Genomic DNA, 14,904 nt, shown 5'->3' on the forward strand with positions numbered 1-14,904 from the left:
TCCCATACGCGCGGTCCGCACAGCCGGTTCGACCGACCACCCACGTCGACCGCCGAAGGCTCCTGCGCGGGGGCTCGCCCTCTCGAGCGGCCTTACCGCGGGCCGCCGTGCCGGACGCCAGGCCGTGCCGGGGCCGCCGCCGGGCGGCCACCAGGTCGCCGCTCGGCGCGTTCGCCAATTCGAACCCGGCAGCACCGCGCCGTCCCGCTCGACCCGGTAGTCGACACGCACGGCGATCACCCCGCGGTCGCGAGTGCGGGTCAGCCGGGCGCTGTACTGGTCGGGGCCCAGGCGCGCCGACGGCAGCCGGCGGCTCTCGTGGACGGTGATGCGGGCCCGCAGGTCGGCGCCGAGCCAGGCCGGGCGGGCCAGCAGCGCGGTGCGCGTGGCCGCGGACGGCTCGACCGCGTGGACAGGGGCGGCGGCGGCATTGGCCAGGACCTCCGTCACGACGACGGTTCCCGCTCCCACGTCGATGACACCAACTGTCGACGTTCGTGGACGCGGTGCGCGCCTTCACCGACGCCGGGTTCACCGAGGTCGCCCTGGTGCAGATCGGCGGGGAGGCGCAGCGGCCGTTCCTCGACTGGGCCGAGAAGGCCCTGCTGCCCGCCCTGCGGGAGCTCTGAAGCCGGCACACCCTCCAGTCGGCGCACCCGTGGTCGGGGCCGGCCGGCCGCGGCTCGGACGCAGGGCGCTGTTCCGCCCCGGACGGTCGTACTCCTCCAGCCGACCACCCGTACGTGAGGAGCCGGAAATGCCACGCGGATCGAGTCCCAAGCGCGAGCGCCAGTACGAGCACATCAAGGAGAGCGAGCTCGACACCGGCAAGAGCACCAAGCGGGCGGAGGAAATCGCCGCCCGGACCGTCAACAAGGAGCCAGCCCGCCACGGCGAGTCCAGGACCGCCAGCCGCTCCTCCACCCACGACATGTCCTCCAGCCGCCGCGGTGGACAGCACTCGCACTCGGGTTCCACCGGACCCACCTACGATCAGCTGTACAACGAGGCGAAGCACCGCAACATCGAGGGCCGCTCCAAGATGAACAAGAAGCAGCTCTCCAGCGCGCTGGGGCACTGACCCGACGCACAGCGAAGAAGTGACGCGCGGAGCAAACGCTCTGCGTGGCAACGGCCCTTCTCGGCGCCACCAGGACCGGGACCCTCGTCGCCCCGATTTCCTTTCACCGCTTCTTCGCGGGGCACCGTCTGATGCCCGAACTCCCGCGGGGGCGGTGGTGCTGCGCCTGGCAGAGCACCACCGACGGTGAGGCCTCCATGAGGTCTCGCCTCCCGTGCCCGCTGCTCCAGATCGAGCACACCGCCGCGGTGGGTCCGCCGGCATCGGCTGATCCCACCGGGGCCGTCATGATGCCCAGCCCGGCGGCCTCAGCCCGGCGGCCTCTGACGCTCTCCTCTCCCGGCACCCCTAGGAGCTCGGCTGGGGGCATGCGGGCGGGCCGCCACCAGTCGCGGTGCCGGCCCGCCCGCATGCCCCCAGGTTCTCGTCACACGGCGGGGCCGCCGTAGAACGGGCCGTAGTAGGAGCCGTAACGCTCCGTGTAACCGGTGTCCGCGTCGTGGGTGCCCGGGTCGAACTCCGGTCCGCACAGCGGCAGCATGTGGTCGGTCCGCCAGATCTCCTCGACCCCGCCGGGCAGCACCCCGGCCGCCGAGCGACGTTCCGGTCCAGCCCGGCCGGGGCTGCTGTCCCGTCCCGCGTTTCGTCGCGACCCGCTATGGCGCCGCCGCTGACTGCCCGGGACGAAAATGCCTGTGAATGCGCTTGGTCAGGCCGATCTCAGCGCCCTTTCACACTCTTGGCACCGACGGTCTGCCAGCTGCGGCGGGTACCAGGGTTCGGCCGGCCGGGCCGGCCGGTAGTGGGCGTGCTCCATGGGCTCGGTGTCGAGGCCGCAGAGGGTGCGCGGGAGCGGGTCTTCGGGCACGTCGGGGTCAGCGCCCGCCGCGTGCACCGCGAGGACCACCGGCTCGACGCCATCGGGCCCGAGAGCCTGGTCCTGCTCCAGCTCGAACAGGATGATGATCGTTGCCATGGTTCGAGGCTCGATGAGGCTGACGCCACTCACACTCTGGGTGGGCCTTCCGTGGCGCGGCCGCACAACGCCCGCACGGAAATGCCTTCATCATCATTCCTCGCTGGGCGGACTGACGCTCATCTCTCCCGAGCGTCTCTCCACGTCCCTGGTCGTGACACGGGCGATCCGACCGGGCTCCCCGCAGCGGCTGTGGGAGGAGGGGGCTCAGCGTGCTGCGGCGGGGAAGCGTTCCCAGACCCGGTGCGTGCCGAGCTGCTCCGCCAGGGCCGACACGGCCGTGGCGCCGTCGGTCTCGCTGAAGACACCGGGCGCCTGTGGGTCGATCCCCGCGGCCGCCCACAGGGCACGGGTGTCCGCCAGGCCGGCGATCGGCTGCGCATGCCGGTAGGCCTCGTTGACCAGCAGGACGATCCGTGAGTCGAGAGTCGGCTGCCCGCCTGCGACGGCGCCGGGCTTGGCATCCCGCACCCCGCGGTCGTCGGCGCCGGGGCGCCGGGCGCCAGGAGGGCGTCGAACTCGACGGACCGGGCAGCGCCGAATGTCCGCTGCACGGCGAGGTTGCCCGCCTCGATGGAGTCGGCGAGGTCGCGCCGGTGGAAGTCGGGGTCCATGCCGCTGATCAGCTGGGCCTCCGCCCAGACCAGCGAGTGCACGCCCGCCTTCGGCTTCCAGTGGGGGCGCGGAGCTCGGCGAGGATCGCGACGGCGTCGGTATGGCCCTCGGCGAGCCGGGCCAGGGACAGATCCCACTGAGCCCAGCGAGTGAGTGCCGCCCAGCGGGCCCGGGTCCGGCCGCCGCCAGGCAGCGGCAGATCCAGTTCGCCGCAGGCCGCCATCCGCGTGAACTCCTGGGCGATGCAGCGGCGGTGCTGCCGGGGATCGGCGCCGGGGACCGACGGCCCGCCGCTGTCACTCAGCGTGCCGACCTGATCCGCGCCAGTGCTCATCGGGCGTCCTCGCGCGGATCCGGCTGGCGCGGCAGGCGCACGGGCCACGGCGGCAGGGTGGACGGTCGGAAGGACGGCACTGCGGTCATGACGGACTCCTCGACATCGGGCCGGGCACGTGCAGAGCAGGCGCCCGCCAACGCTCCGACTCTGCACCTCGCGCCCACCATCCGCCCGCCCAACACCGGAGCCACCCCCACGCCACCGGGCGCGGCGGCGGTCAGCGAGTCGGAATCCGGACTCAGCGTCGAGCATCCATTTGCTTCCCGCCCGGCGCTCTGCTCAGGCTGCCCTGAGCGCAGTGACGTGACGGCCGGCCGACACTGCAGCTCCCTCTCGCGGCGGCTGCCAGCGTGCCGGCCACGCAGCCGGACCGCTGTTGCCCTTTGCCAGGGAGCTCACAGGGCTGTCGAGTGGGCTGTCGAGCCGGTGCTCGCGCCGGACGTGGCGCCCTTGCCGCTGAGGATCTCGGCGCTGATCGCCTGATGCCAGCCGTTCAGTGTGCGCGCCTGCTCGGCCGCACGCTGGATGAGCCGGTCCAGCTCCTCCGCGCTCAGTCGCGGGTCGGTTTCGGCGATGGAGCGCAGCGCCCGCCACAGCGCGGTCTTGCCTTCGACGCCGGTGCGCATCGCTTCCAGTTCGATCAGGTCGCTGAGTGGGGAGCGGCGTGCCAGTGTCCCGTTGGGCTTGAGGCGGCCTATTCGTTCTCCCGCGAGGCCGAGCCAGGTGCGGTAGTGGCGCACGGGCACGGCGAGACTGTTCATGATCCTCACGAGGTCGTCGCGGTCCTGCTCCACGTCGCGGGCCAACTGGCGCAGGTCGGCCGCGCGGCGGCTGTCCGGGTGGGTGTCGGCCATGCGGTGGGCGAGCGCGGTGCCGCCGAACGCGCCGGTCAGATGGTCGTTCAGGTAGATACTCAGGGGCTCCGCCAGGAGCTGGAGAGACATCGGGTTTCCTCCGAAGGCTGGCCGATCGGGAGGGCCGCGCGCCCAGGCGGGCACAGGTCCGGGGCGCGACGGGGGGATGTTCTTCCATCGTGCCCCGCACCGCTCGCGGGTGCTTGCCCGGCGCGGTTGCCGCGGCGGTGGGTGGACACGCGTTGTCAGGTGACGCCACTGCGCGGCCGGGAGGCAGCCGACGACCGACGGACGTAGGTTTCCGACATGACGACGGATGATGCGACGATCCCCGCGGTGGGCGCGCGCGGGCTGGACGAGGTGCTCGATGCGACCAGGGCGGCCAGCCGGCACACCTCACCGTGCACCGGGTTCGAGCACGGCGTGCTGGCGTCATACCAGTGGGCCACCGGAGCCCGGCCGGAAGCTCCCGTGACGGCTCTCGGGAGCGGGGGGCCTTGCCGTGATCAGCTCTTCGCCGAGTGCCGCAACGCCGCCGTGAAACTGCGCGCTGCCCTGCACGACGGCGCCGACGCCGGCTATGCCCTCGGCGCCTACCAGGCGCTGGCGTGGCTCTGCGGTCTCCACGACGACCTTCCGTGACCCGGCAGGCCCCTGTGACCCGCACCTGACACTGGTTTCGAAGGGACAGCTGAGCCGTTGTCGGCAACGGACGCCGCCGCTCCTGTACTCGGCGTCGATGGCGACCCCGTGCCCGTTGTCCCGTTGGTGGACGGGATTCGAAGACGTGGCCTTGGCTCCCGGATCCGAGGGAAGGAGCAGCAGCGTGGAGCAATTCGATTCGTTCAGCTCGTTGTTGGACTACCCGGTCTACGTCGTCACCGCGGCGGTCGGCGAGGAGCGCGCGGGGTGCCTGGTGGGCTTCGCTGGTCAGTGCTCGCTCCAGCCGCCCCGGTTCACTGTGTGGATCTCCAAGGCGAACCGCACCTACGCCGTCGCGTCACGCTCGCGGGTATTGGCGGTCCACCTTCTCCCGGCCCGCCGCCACGATCTCGCCGAGCTCTTCGGCGGTCGCACCGGCGACGAGGTCGACAAGTTCGCGGCCACCGCGTGGGAGCCCGGTCCGGGCGGAGTGCCGGTACTGGCAGGCGCCATGGCCTGGTTCGTCGGCCGTGTTCTCGACCGGGCCGACTGGGGCGACCATGTGGGTTTCCTCCTCGATCCGCTCGATACCGTGACCACGCTGCACGGCAGAGCGCTGACCTTTCACGACGTCAAGGACATCGACGCCGGACACGCCGCATAGCCGGAGACAGGCTGCCGTACAGAGAGTGGGGCACGGAGGCGACCGGTGACGACGAACAGGGCTGAAAGCGCGGCTGCGGGAGGCCGCGACGAGAGCCTCTACGACGTCACCGTCGTCCTTGGCGCCGTCGTCCGGTGGCGTCGTTGTGCCGGATCGCGGCGGTCAGCGCGAGGATGCGTTGCATGACGCGGGCTATGACACCTCCGGAACTGCTGCGGCAGCAACCCGAGGTGGACCCCGACCGGATCCATCTGCTCGGCCACAGCATGGGCGGCACGGTGGCGCCTCGGATCGCCGCCGTCGATCCGTCGATCGCAGGCCTCGTGCTGCTCGCCGCGGACGCGCAGCCGATGCACCATGCGGCCCTCCGGGTGGCCCGCCACTTCGCCGCCCTCACCCCCCGCCCCGGTACCGACCAGGCGATACGTGCGCGAGCTCCACCAGCGGCTACGTCGCCTGCAGCGCGAGCGGGAGGGGCGGGCGGCCGAGCCGAGCGCGGGCATCATGGACGCGCAGTCGGTGGACGGCTCGGAGACCAGGACCGCCCAGGCGGTGGCTTTCTCGGCCCGGCTCCGCCGGCCCCCCGGCATCGGACGCGGGATCAGGTCCCGGGCCCGGTGTCTGCCAGGATCCAGCCCCTTCTGTCCGGCGCCGTGAGGCCGACGGTGACGCGGGCGGCCTGGGTGAGGCCCCGCACCACGCTCAGGACGTGGGGTCGCTGCCGAGGCCGTGGACCGTCGTGAGTTGCGCCAGGCCGGAGATGACGAGCAGGGGCGCCAGGAGTGGGCCGGTGATGAGGTGGATCTGGTGCGCGCGGGCGAACAGGACGGTCAGGCCGGCGCTGTCGAGGTAGTCGACCGCGCTGAGGTCGACGACGAGCGGGGTGGAGGTGGTGGTCTGTTCGTCGATGGCGGCGGCGAGTGAGTCGACGTTGCTCATGTCGATCTCGCCGACGGCACGCAGCACGGTCGAGCCGTCGGGGTGCTGGCCGGGCGTGAGGGTGAGTGCGGTGGTCATCAGGCGATCCTCGTGTGCATGTCGACGATGGTGCCGGCCGTGCCTGGGGTGATGGTGACCTGCTGCATCAGGGCGTTCATCAGGGCGACGCCGCGCCCGCGGTGAGCGTTGGCCTCGGGCTGGGGCACCTTCCAGTTGCCGCTGTCGGCGACGGTCAGTCGTAGATCGGCGGCGGTGGCGGCGGCACGCAGGCGGATCTGGGCGCCAGGAGCGTGGCGATGACCGTGCTCGATGGCGTTGGCGCACGCCTCGCCGGCCGCGACCAGGACGTTCTGGACGGTCTGGGTGGGGAGCCCGCACTGGTCCAGCCACGCGCGGAGCGCCTTGCGTACGGGGGCGAGCTGCTCGGACTCGGCCGGGAAGGAGACCTCCAGGGGGGCCGGATGCCGGTACAGGAGCAGAGCGACGTCGTCGTCGAATCCGCCGACGGGGGCGAGGCTGACCATGATGGCGGTGGCGAGGTCCTCCACCGGGGTGGCCCGGCCCTCCTGGACGGCGGTGCTCGCCTCGTCGATGCCCTCGTTCAGGGGGCGGCGGCGGCGCTCCACCAGGCCGTCGGTGTAGAGCAGCAGGGTGGAGCGGGGTGGAATGGCGCAGTCGGCTTCGGGCCGGTCATGGCCGACCCGGACGGCCAGTGGCAGGGCGCGGCCGTCCTGCAGGAGTCGGGTGGTGCCGTCGGGGTGGGTGAGGATGCCGGGCGGGTGGCCGGCGCTGGAGTAGACCAGGTGGCCGGTGGCGGGGTCGAGGACGCCGCAGAAGACGGTGGTGCAGATCGCGCCGGGGATGTCGGCGGCGAAGCGGTCCAGGGCGGTGAGGGTCCGTGCGGGTGAGGTGTCCTGGAGGAGCAGAGCGCGGCAGGCGCTGCGGAGTTGGCCCATGACAGTGGCGGCCTTCAGCCCGCGGCCGACGCAGTCGCCGACCACGATGCCGATGCGGCCCTGCGGGAGGGCGACGGTGTCGTACCAGTCGCCGCCGACCTCCAGGGGGCGAGCGGCGGGCTCGTAGCGTACGGCGAAGCCCTCGGGCAGGCGGGAGGGACCGAGGATGGAGCGTTGCAGGGCGATCGCGGTCTCACGCTGCTGGTCGATCTGGTGGGCCCGGGTGAGTCCCTGGGCGAGGCGACCGGCCAGCAGGGAGAGCAGGAGCTGGTCCTGCTCGGTGAAGGACTGGTGTTCGCCCCGGTCGATCCACAGCGCGAGCGGGCCCTGCGGGTGTTCGAGGACGATCCCGACACCTCCCGCCCGGTCGGCGGTCGGGACGAGCGGAAGCTGCTCGCGAAGTGCGGCGAGTGCGTCGCGGCGTGCGGCCGGCAGGTCGTTCCACTCCAGTTGCGGGTCGTTGGTGGTCAGGACCGGGTCGCTGCCGTCGGGGAAGACCGCGGCGAGGACTGCGTCGGCCTGCCACACGTGCTGCAGTTCGGCCAGCGCCGCGCTGAGGGCATCGGGCAGGCTGGCGGCTTCCGCCAGGCGCGTGCTGAGTGCGCCGAGGGCCATCTCCCGCTGGACGGCATCGCGCTCGGAGGTGACGTCGCGGAAGGTGCCGACGATGACGCGGCGGCCGGTGTCGGGATCCTGGACCTGGTTGAAGGCGGCCGCCACCCACAGCCGATGGCCGTCACGGTGGGTGACGGGGATGGTGTAGGTGCCGCGCTCCTGGCCGAGCAGTTCGGCGAACGCGTCGCCCACCTGCCGGTGCCCCTCGGGGTCGCTGCCGGGGTCGGGCCACCAGGGGTGGCGATAGCGATAGGGCAGCCCCTCGGGGCCGTAGCCGAGAATGCCGGTGAACGCGGAGTTGATCTCGATGACGTCGCCCTGCTCGTCGCAGACGAAGAACGCCTCCTGAAGGGAGTCGATCAGGGCCGTACGCCAGCGCGCGTGGCGGTTGCGCAGCCTGGCCAGGTCGATGTTGCTGCGGACCCGGGCCAGCAGCTGCGCCGCGGTGAACGGCTTGACCAGGTAGTCGTCGGCTCCGGCGTCGAGGCCTTCGATGGAGGACTCCTGGCCGGCGCGGGCCGAGAGCAGCAGGATGGGGACTGCGGCCGTGCGCGCGTCGGCGCGCAGTGCTCCGACGAGTTGAAGGCCGTCCAGACGGGGCATCATGACGTCGCTGATGAGGAGGTCGGGTGCCTCGGCGCGGATCGCCTCCAGGGCGGCCTGGCCGTCCGGGACGGCATCGACGCGGTAGCCGGCGCCCCTGAGGAGCCGCCCGAGGTAGTCGCGCATGTCGGCGTTGTCGTCGGCCACCAGGACCCGCGCGGAGGCGGCTTGGACGGACGGCCGTTCGCCCCTCGTGGCGGCCACCTGCTCGGCGGCGCCGGTCGGGTCGTCCCCGGGCAGCCAGCGCAGTGCCTCCTCGATGTACGGGTCGGCGGTGGTCGGCCCGGCGGCGGCCCCGGCAGGGGCGAGGGCGTCGGCAGGCAGGTGGGCGTGGCCGAGGGGCAGGCGGATGGTGAACTCCGTGCCCTGGCCTTCGCTGCTGCGGGCGGTGATGGTGCCCCCGTGCAGCTGGACGAGTTCCTGGACGAGGGCCAGCCCGATGCCGCTGCCCTCGTTGGAGCGCGAACGCGCGTTCTCGATGCGGTGGAACCGCTCGAAGAGTCGCGGCATCTCGTCCGCGGGCACTCCGGTGCCGGTGTCGGCGATCGTGACGACCGCCTGCTGCCCCTCGCGGCGCAGCTCGACGCGGATCGAGCCTTCGAAGGTGAACTTGAGGGCGTTGCTGAGCAGGTTGAGGACGATCTTCTCCCACATGCCCCGGTCGATGCGGACCGGCTCCTCCAGGGGCGGGCAGTCCACCTCGAAGGTCAGGCCGGCCTTGGTGACGGCGGAGCGGAAGACGCTGGCCAGCTCGGCGGTCACGGCGGCGAGGTCGACGGGCTCGTAGGTGGCCTGCATGCGGCCGGCCTCGATGCGGGAGAAGTCCAGCAGCGTGTTGACGAGTTTGCCCAGGCGCAGGCCGTTGCGGTGCATCGCGTCGAGCTCGGCCCGCAGCTGGGGGTCCGCTGTCGCGAGTCGGGTCCGCAGTTCCTCCACCGGGCCCATCATCAGGGTCAGCGGGGTGCGGAACTCGTGGCTGATGTTGGAGAAGAACGCGGTCTTGGCCCGGTCGAGCTCGGCGAGTTCGTCGGCGCGCTTCTGCTGGGCCTGGTAGTTGCGGGCGCTGCCGATTCCGGCCGCCACGTGGCCGGCGGCGAGTTCGACGAATCCGCGGTATCCCTCGTCCAGCGCCCGGTAGCGGTTGAGTGCGGCCACCAGGAAGCCGTACGGCGCACCGCCCTGCTGCAGCAGGGGCAGGACAAGTGCCCGGGTGGGTGGCTCCGTCCAGCTGCCGGGGGGCAGATCGGCGTGTGCGGGGCCGTCCAGCGCCACCAGGACCGGCTCCCCGCGACGTGCCGCCGCCGAGGGCCATACTGCCGCCGGGTCGTCAGCCCGCAGGACCGCGGGGGCGGCACGGTGCCCTGCGGGGACACCTGTGGTGCTCGACAGACGGGCGGAGCCGTCGCCCTGGGACAGGTAGGTCAGGGTGAAGGGGAGGTCGTGCGGGTTGCGCCCCAGCTGCTGGGCGGTGAAGGCCAGCATCTGTTGCTCGGTGCGCACCACACTGGGGTCGGAGCCGAGGTCGCGCAGGGTGGCCATGCGCCGCTCGCCGATGACGCGCTCGGTGTCCTCGCTGACGACGCACAGCATGCCGACCACGCGGTCGCCGTCGTTGCGGAGCGGACTGTAGGAGAAGGTGTGGTAGCTCTCCTCCGTGTATCCGGAGCGTTCCAGGAACAGCAGCAGCGCCTCGTCCCAGGTCGCCTGTCCCGTGGTCAGCACGGCGTCGATGCGCGGACCGATGTCGCTCCAGATCTCCGCCCACACCTCACTGGCCGGCCGACCCAGCGCCCAAGGGTACTTGTGGCCCAGGGTGTCGCGCCGGTAGGCGCTGTTGCAGAAGAACGTCAGCTCCTCTCCCCATGCCATCCACATCGGGAACCGTGAGGAGAGCAGGATGCTCACGGCCGTCCGCAGGCTCTGCGGCCAGCCGGACGGGACGCCGAGGGGAGTCGCAGCCCACTCCACCCTGGCGAGATCACGGCCGACCTCGTGGTCGCCGTCGAACACGTCGAGCCCGGCCACAGCCGGTGCCTCGCGCTCCGCACCTCCGGGCTGCCCCATCCGGCCCCGTCCTCTCGCTCAAGCGGCCACCTGCCTGCGGGCACCCGACGTGCACCCGTTCCGTTCGGCCCGTGCGTCGCCGGCTTCGGATGCCCCACGAGTCCTGTGCCGGCTGTCTCGGTGAATCGTAGGATAGGGCAGCCGCGGGGCCCGGTGGCCGACCGCCTTCGGTGGCCGCCTCGGCCGAGCAGGCGTCGACGACGTTCCGGTCACTCGGCGGTGATGACGAGGACGGCCTGGTCGTCGTCCTCGGCCGCGGTGTCGGTGAAGGCCCGGACCGCCGAGACCAGGCTGTCCAGGACGGCGTCGGCTCCGGCACCGGGGCGGGCAGCGGCGACTGCTTCGGCGAGGCGTTGCTCACCGAAGAGCACCCCGTACTCGGAGCGGGCCTCGGTGATCCCGTCGGTGACCAGCACGAGGCTCTCGCCCGGCTGGAGGCGCAGGTGCGCGGCCTTGAACCGGACGCCGGCGTCGACTCCGAGGAGCATCCCGTCGACCTGGACCTCGTCGACCTGGGCGTCGACGGCCAGATGAAGGGGCGCGACGTGGCCGGCCCGGACGAAGCTGACCGCGAGGCCGTCACCGGCGCGCCGCAGTTCGCCGTAGACCAGGGTGACGAAGCCGGTGCCGTGGCTGCGGGGACGCTCCAGGAGGGCGGTGTTCACCGCCGACACCACGGCCGGTGGGTCCGGGACGAGGCGGGCGACCGCACGGGCGGTGTGGCGAACCAGGGCCGTCGTGGTGGCCGCCAGCGCCCCGCGTCCACAGACGTCGCCGATCAGGAAGGCCCACCGGCCGTCGGCGATCGGGAAGACGTCGTAGAAGTCGCCACCCACTTCGAGGCCCTCACCGGCGGGACGGTAGTGGGTGACGATCCGGGCGCCCGGTACGTCCGGCGGGTCCGGGAGCAGGAGTCCGGCCTGGAGGTCGCGCGACAGCTGCACGCGGGCGGTGTACTGGCGGGCGTTGCGGGCCGCCAGGGAGGCGCGGCGGGTGAGCTCCTCGGCGAGGGCGACCGTGTGCCCGTCGATGGGATTGCGGCCGTTCGTCAGGAGGGTGAGGGTGCCGAAGGGGCGTCCGCGGTCCAGGAGCGGGACGCACAGGTAGCCGGTGACCGCGAGATCGCTCCACGGCCCGGGGCCGGTCGGGGCGCGCCGGGCGACCTCGGTGGTGCCCGAGGCCAGCACCCGGGCCACGACGTCGTCGGCGTCGTCGTACACCGTGCTGTGCGAGGCGAGGAGCTGTTCACCGGTGGCATCGACGCCCGCGGTGGCGATCCGCCGCAGGCGTCCCTCGTGGACGACGTCGATCGCGCAGAGCGGGGCGAGAGCTGGTACGCACAGGCGTGCCAGCCGCTGGAGGCTCTGGGTGAAGTCGAGGTCCTGGGAGACGGCGGTGCCGGCGTCGAGCAGGAACGCGAGGCCGTCGCGGGCCGCCTTCTCACTGGCCTCCGCCGCCGAGCGGGCCACCTCGGCGCGATGGCGCTCCACCGCCAGGGCGGCGGTGCCGGCGAACACGGCGCTGAGCGCGAGGTCCGCCTCCTGCGGGGCGCGCGGCGAGCGGTGGTACATGGCGAAGGTGCCGAGCAGCTCGCCGTCGCGCGCCATGATCGGGGTCGACCAGCAGGCCGCGAGGGAGGCCTTGGCGGCCAGGTCCCGGAAGTCGTCCCAGTACGGGTGGGTGGCGATGTCGGTCACGATGACCGGCTCCCGCCGGTGTGCGGCCGTTCCGCACGATCCGACACCCTCACCGGTGGCGATCCCGTCGATGGCGTCGTTGTAGAACGCCGGCAGGCTGGGCGCCGCGCCGTGCCGAAGATGGCGTCCGTCCGTGTCCGCCAGCAGGACGGAGACCAGGACCCCGGGGGACAGCTCCTCGATCGCCCGGGCCATACCGTCCAGGACCTGGTGCACGGGGGCGTCCCGGGCGATCTGCTCCAGGAGAGCACGGTGCTCGGCGGCCAGCCTCTGCGCGTGCTTGACCTGGGTGAGGTCCACGCCCACGACGGTGACTCCGGTGACGTTGCCGCCGCTGTCGCGGCGCGGCTCGTAGGTGAAGTCGAAGTACCGTTCCCGGACGTCTCCCGCGGGCCCCAGGAGGATGCGGGCGTCGCGCTCGGTGTGGGCTCTGCCGGTGCGGTAGACGGAGTCGAGCAGGGCGATCAGGCCCTGCTCGGTGAGTTCCGGCACCAGGTCGGCGATGGCGATGCCGGTACGCCTGCGCGCGTCGCCTCCGATCGCGTCGAAGAAGGCGGAGTTCGCGCTCTCCAGGACGTGGGCCGGACCGGCGAGGGAGGCGAACGCGGCGATCGACTCGCCGAACAGCCTTCGGAGGTCTCCCCGGTCTTCGGAGCCCCGATGGCGGTCGCCGGTTGACCGGTCGGGCGCCTCGTTGCTCGTGGTCATCAGCCCTGCTCCTCGTCGGCAGGGCCGAGCAGCACAACGGCGCCGCCCTCGTCCGGCCTGTCCCCGGCGTTCGGGGCGAGGTCCTTCAGTGCGGCGGCGACGGTGTCGTGGCAGGTGAAGACCGTGTTCAGGCCGGTGATCTCGAACACCCGGGCCAGGGCTTCGGGGACCTCCGCGATGCAGAACGATCCACCGACCTCCTGGACGGCCGCATAGCAGCGGAGCAGGGCCGAGACGCCGGTGGAGTCACAGTAGTCCAGCGCGCTGCAGTCGACGACGAGCGCGCTGACCGGGCCGCCCCCCTTCACCGCGACCAGGGCCTCGTCGACCTGCACGGCACTGTGGTAGTCCAACTCGCCCTCCATCGCCAGCACGACGACACCCGGCGCAACCCTGCCCACCTGCGCGTTGAACACGACTCTCCCCTCTCGTTCCACGACCGGCCGCGGGGCGGCTCGCACTCATCGTAGGAGCACCGATGACCTCCGTGTGCCCGTCGGCCCCAGCACGCTGAAGGGCCGACGGTTGAAGGGCCGGGCGGGGGAGGTCGCCCGTGCAGGGAACTGCCCCACCGCCCGAGTAGTCCACCAGCTGTACCGGCGGCCCCTGCTGCCGGAGGCGCCGGTGCAGCGGGCGACCTCGAGGCAGGTGTGGACACCAATGTCCAGATGCCGGCGGAGGAGAGCCGCGAGGCAACCGCAGAAGTGAACGCCCTGGTGCTCTCGCTGGCCTGTTCTACGCCTTCTGCCACTCCGACGACCGCGCGCTCCTCGGCTCCCCCTCCCGGAGGTCGAGCCGCTCCTGCGCGTCGGAGGGGCCAAGGACGAGCACGAAGCGGTCGTGGCCGCCGTTCCGCAGCAACTCCAGCAGGTGCACGGCCGCTGCCCCTTCCAGCGGTCGGCGCTCTCCTCGCCGGATCGGGCCGGGTCGTTGTCGCGGGCCTTGACGCGGAACAGCTCACGGTAGGCGGTGAACTTCGCCGCGGCCCGGGCCGGGGCCATGGTGGAGCGGTCCACCTCGGCCCTACAAGCTCCCGGGCAACGACGACGCGATCCGCTCCGTCACCCTCAACCCGGCAACCCGGGCAGGACACCCAGCCAAAACACCGGCAACCGACACTCAACCCGAGCCCCCAGCCGTCCTCAGAGGGGCTTGCGGTAGACGACGACGCGGTGCTTGACGACGAAGCCGGCCTTCTCGTAGACGCTGGATGCGCCCGTGCTGCTGTCAGCGTCGGTCTCGAGTGCGGCTTCGGCGTAACCGGATCGGCCGGCCGCATCCAGCACGTCGGTGAGCAGCGCACCCGCCACGCCCCGGCGGCGCCAGGAGGTGGCGGTGCCGACCTCGCCGATGTAGAGCGCCTGGGGTGCGTCGGCGTACGGCAGCACGTAGCCGACGACCTCGTCACCGGCGAGCGCCAATCGGGCCACCTCGGGGAGGAAGGTCTGCGACCGCACGGTGACCGCGGCCCAGGATTCGAAGGAACGCTCCTGGTGGCCCCAGGTGGCGCGGAACGCCGCGCTGTGAACGGCGTGCAGCTCGCGCTCCCGGTCCGGAGCGTACGGAACGATCCGCAGGCCATCGACAGGTGGTGCGACGGGCGGCGAAGAGGTGGGCGCGGCCATCTCCAGGAAGAACCGCTCGCGGGCGAACCCCAGCCGCTCGTACAGCCGGATCGCTGCCGCGTCGGGGACGCCGGCGTCGACCTCGGCCAGCCACTCCGCATCCGGCGCGGCCTCGCCGTGTCGTTCAGCTGCCCGGTCGAGCTGCCAGGCCAGCAACTCCCGCCCCATCCCCAGACCTCGCCGGTCGGGATGCACGCCGCCGGTCAGGCTGACCCGGAACCCGCCCTCGGGCGGCAGGCGCACCAACGCGGCGGCGAGCAGCCGCCCCTGCGCATCGGTGATCACCCGTGTGTCCCTTGCCAGATCCTTGACCTGAGCCCTCACCACGTTCTCGATCGCGGCGGCGGGGAGCTCCAGATGCCCGCCGCCGGCCTTGGCAACAGCGTTGAGCAGATCAGCGACCGCCGCTGCGTCCTCGGTGCGGTAAGCGCGGGCACGGAAGTCATTCATCCACACACCATAGGGCGCCAGGAACAGCCAGGGTGAGCAGTCCCATGATCTCGATCAAGATCGGGCCCGCAGTTCCAG

General features: G+C 72.3%; 14 protein-coding genes and 2 pseudogenes. 5 read left to right on the top strand and 11 right to left on the bottom strand.

The window, feature by feature from the left end:
• Positions 1 to 494: 494 nt before the first annotated feature.
• A pseudogene (locus tag OG455_RS36985) lies at positions 495 to 629 on the top strand (LLM class F420-dependent oxidoreductase); the annotation flags it as partial.
• A 128-nt stretch (positions 630 to 757) separates the two neighbouring features.
• Positions 758 to 1,081 carry a plasmid stabilization protein gene (locus OG455_RS36990; RefSeq protein WP_266301142.1) on the top strand — a complete coding sequence of 108 codons (324 nt, stop codon included), beginning with the start codon at positions 758 to 760 and terminating at the stop codon, positions 1,079 to 1,081.
• Positions 1,082 to 1,508: 427 nt separating this feature from the next.
• Here OG455_RS36990 and OG455_RS36995 read toward each other — a convergent pair whose 3' ends face one another.
• From OG455_RS36995 to OG455_RS37015, 5 genes and pseudogenes are all read right to left on the bottom strand, one after another.
• The gene (locus OG455_RS36995; RefSeq protein ID WP_266301143.1) at positions 1,509 to 1,664 is read right to left on the bottom strand and encodes a hypothetical protein; all 156 of its coding nucleotides are present in this window, start codon (positions 1,662 to 1,664) and stop codon (positions 1,509 to 1,511) included.
• A gap of 126 nt (positions 1,665 to 1,790) precedes the next feature.
• The gene (locus OG455_RS37000) at positions 1,791 to 2,057 is read right to left on the bottom strand and encodes a hypothetical protein (RefSeq protein WP_266301144.1); all 267 of its coding nucleotides are present in this window, start codon (positions 2,055 to 2,057) and stop codon (positions 1,791 to 1,793) included.
• A gap of 207 nt (positions 2,058 to 2,264) precedes the next feature.
• Positions 2,265 to 2,528, bottom strand: a complete 264-nt coding sequence (locus OG455_RS37005) for a hypothetical protein (protein WP_266301145.1) — start codon at positions 2,526 to 2,528, stop codon at positions 2,265 to 2,267.
• A 214-nt stretch (positions 2,529 to 2,742) separates the two neighbouring features.
• A pseudogene (locus OG455_RS37010) lies at positions 2,743 to 2,874 on the bottom strand (acyl-CoA dehydrogenase); the annotation flags it as partial.
• 530 nt (positions 2,875 to 3,404) lie between these two features.
• Positions 3,405 to 3,953, bottom strand: coding sequence for a hypothetical protein (locus OG455_RS37015; protein ID WP_266301146.1), 549 nt, complete (start codon positions 3,951 to 3,953; stop codon positions 3,405 to 3,407).
• A gap of 216 nt (positions 3,954 to 4,169) precedes the next feature.
• Here OG455_RS37015 and OG455_RS37020 point away from each other — a divergent pair, with 216 nt between their 5' ends.
• From OG455_RS37020 to OG455_RS37030, 3 genes are all read left to right on the top strand, one after another.
• Positions 4,170 to 4,505, top strand: a complete 336-nt coding sequence (locus tag OG455_RS37020) for a hypothetical protein (protein ID WP_266301147.1) — start codon at positions 4,170 to 4,172, stop codon at positions 4,503 to 4,505.
• A 184-nt stretch (positions 4,506 to 4,689) separates the two neighbouring features.
• Positions 4,690 to 5,169 (top strand): flavin reductase family protein, encoded by a 480-nt coding sequence (locus OG455_RS37025; protein ID WP_266301148.1) that lies wholly within the window; start codon positions 4,690 to 4,692, stop codon positions 5,167 to 5,169.
• 266 nt (positions 5,170 to 5,435) lie between these two features.
• A complete protein-coding gene (locus tag OG455_RS37030) occupies positions 5,436 to 5,912 on the top strand; it encodes a hypothetical protein (RefSeq protein ID WP_323185689.1) in 477 nt (158 codons plus the stop codon).
• Here OG455_RS37030 and OG455_RS37035 read toward each other — a convergent pair.
• The 6 genes from OG455_RS37035 to OG455_RS37060 all read right to left on the bottom strand — a co-directional run bounded on the left by OG455_RS37035 (position 5,872) and on the right by OG455_RS37060 (position 14,826).
• On the bottom strand, positions 5,872 to 6,186 hold the full coding sequence (locus OG455_RS37035; protein ID WP_266301149.1) for an STAS domain-containing protein: 315 nt from the start codon (positions 6,184 to 6,186) through the stop codon (positions 5,872 to 5,874). The two genes, OG455_RS37030 and OG455_RS37035, sit on opposite strands and share 41 nt — an antisense overlap.
• Positions 6,186 to 10,346 (bottom strand): SpoIIE family protein phosphatase, encoded by a 4,161-nt coding sequence (locus tag OG455_RS37040; RefSeq protein WP_266301150.1) that lies wholly within the window; start codon positions 10,344 to 10,346, stop codon positions 6,186 to 6,188. The genes OG455_RS37035 and OG455_RS37040 overlap by 1 nt, the downstream gene beginning before the upstream one ends.
• A gap of 209 nt (positions 10,347 to 10,555) precedes the next feature.
• On the bottom strand, positions 10,556 to 12,751 hold the full coding sequence (locus OG455_RS37045) for a GAF domain-containing SpoIIE family protein phosphatase (protein ID WP_266301151.1): 2,196 nt from the start codon (positions 12,749 to 12,751) through the stop codon (positions 10,556 to 10,558).
• Complete coding sequence (locus OG455_RS37050; RefSeq protein ID WP_266301152.1) at positions 12,751 to 13,167, bottom strand: STAS domain-containing protein; 417 nt, start codon at positions 13,165 to 13,167, stop codon at positions 12,751 to 12,753. The genes OG455_RS37045 and OG455_RS37050 overlap by 1 nt, the downstream gene beginning before the upstream one ends.
• 319 nt (positions 13,168 to 13,486) lie before the next feature.
• Positions 13,487 to 13,627, bottom strand: coding sequence for a hypothetical protein (locus OG455_RS37055; RefSeq protein WP_266301153.1), 141 nt, complete (start codon positions 13,625 to 13,627; stop codon positions 13,487 to 13,489).
• Positions 13,628 to 13,893: 266 nt separating this feature from the next.
• Positions 13,894 to 14,826 (bottom strand): GNAT family N-acetyltransferase, encoded by a 933-nt coding sequence (locus tag OG455_RS37060; protein WP_266301154.1) that lies wholly within the window; start codon positions 14,824 to 14,826, stop codon positions 13,894 to 13,896.
• Positions 14,827 to 14,904: the final 78 nt, after the last annotated feature.

Source organism: Kitasatospora sp. NBC_01287 (genome assembly GCF_026340565.1).
Taxonomy (GTDB): Bacteria; Actinomycetota; Actinomycetes; order Streptomycetales; family Streptomycetaceae; genus Kitasatospora.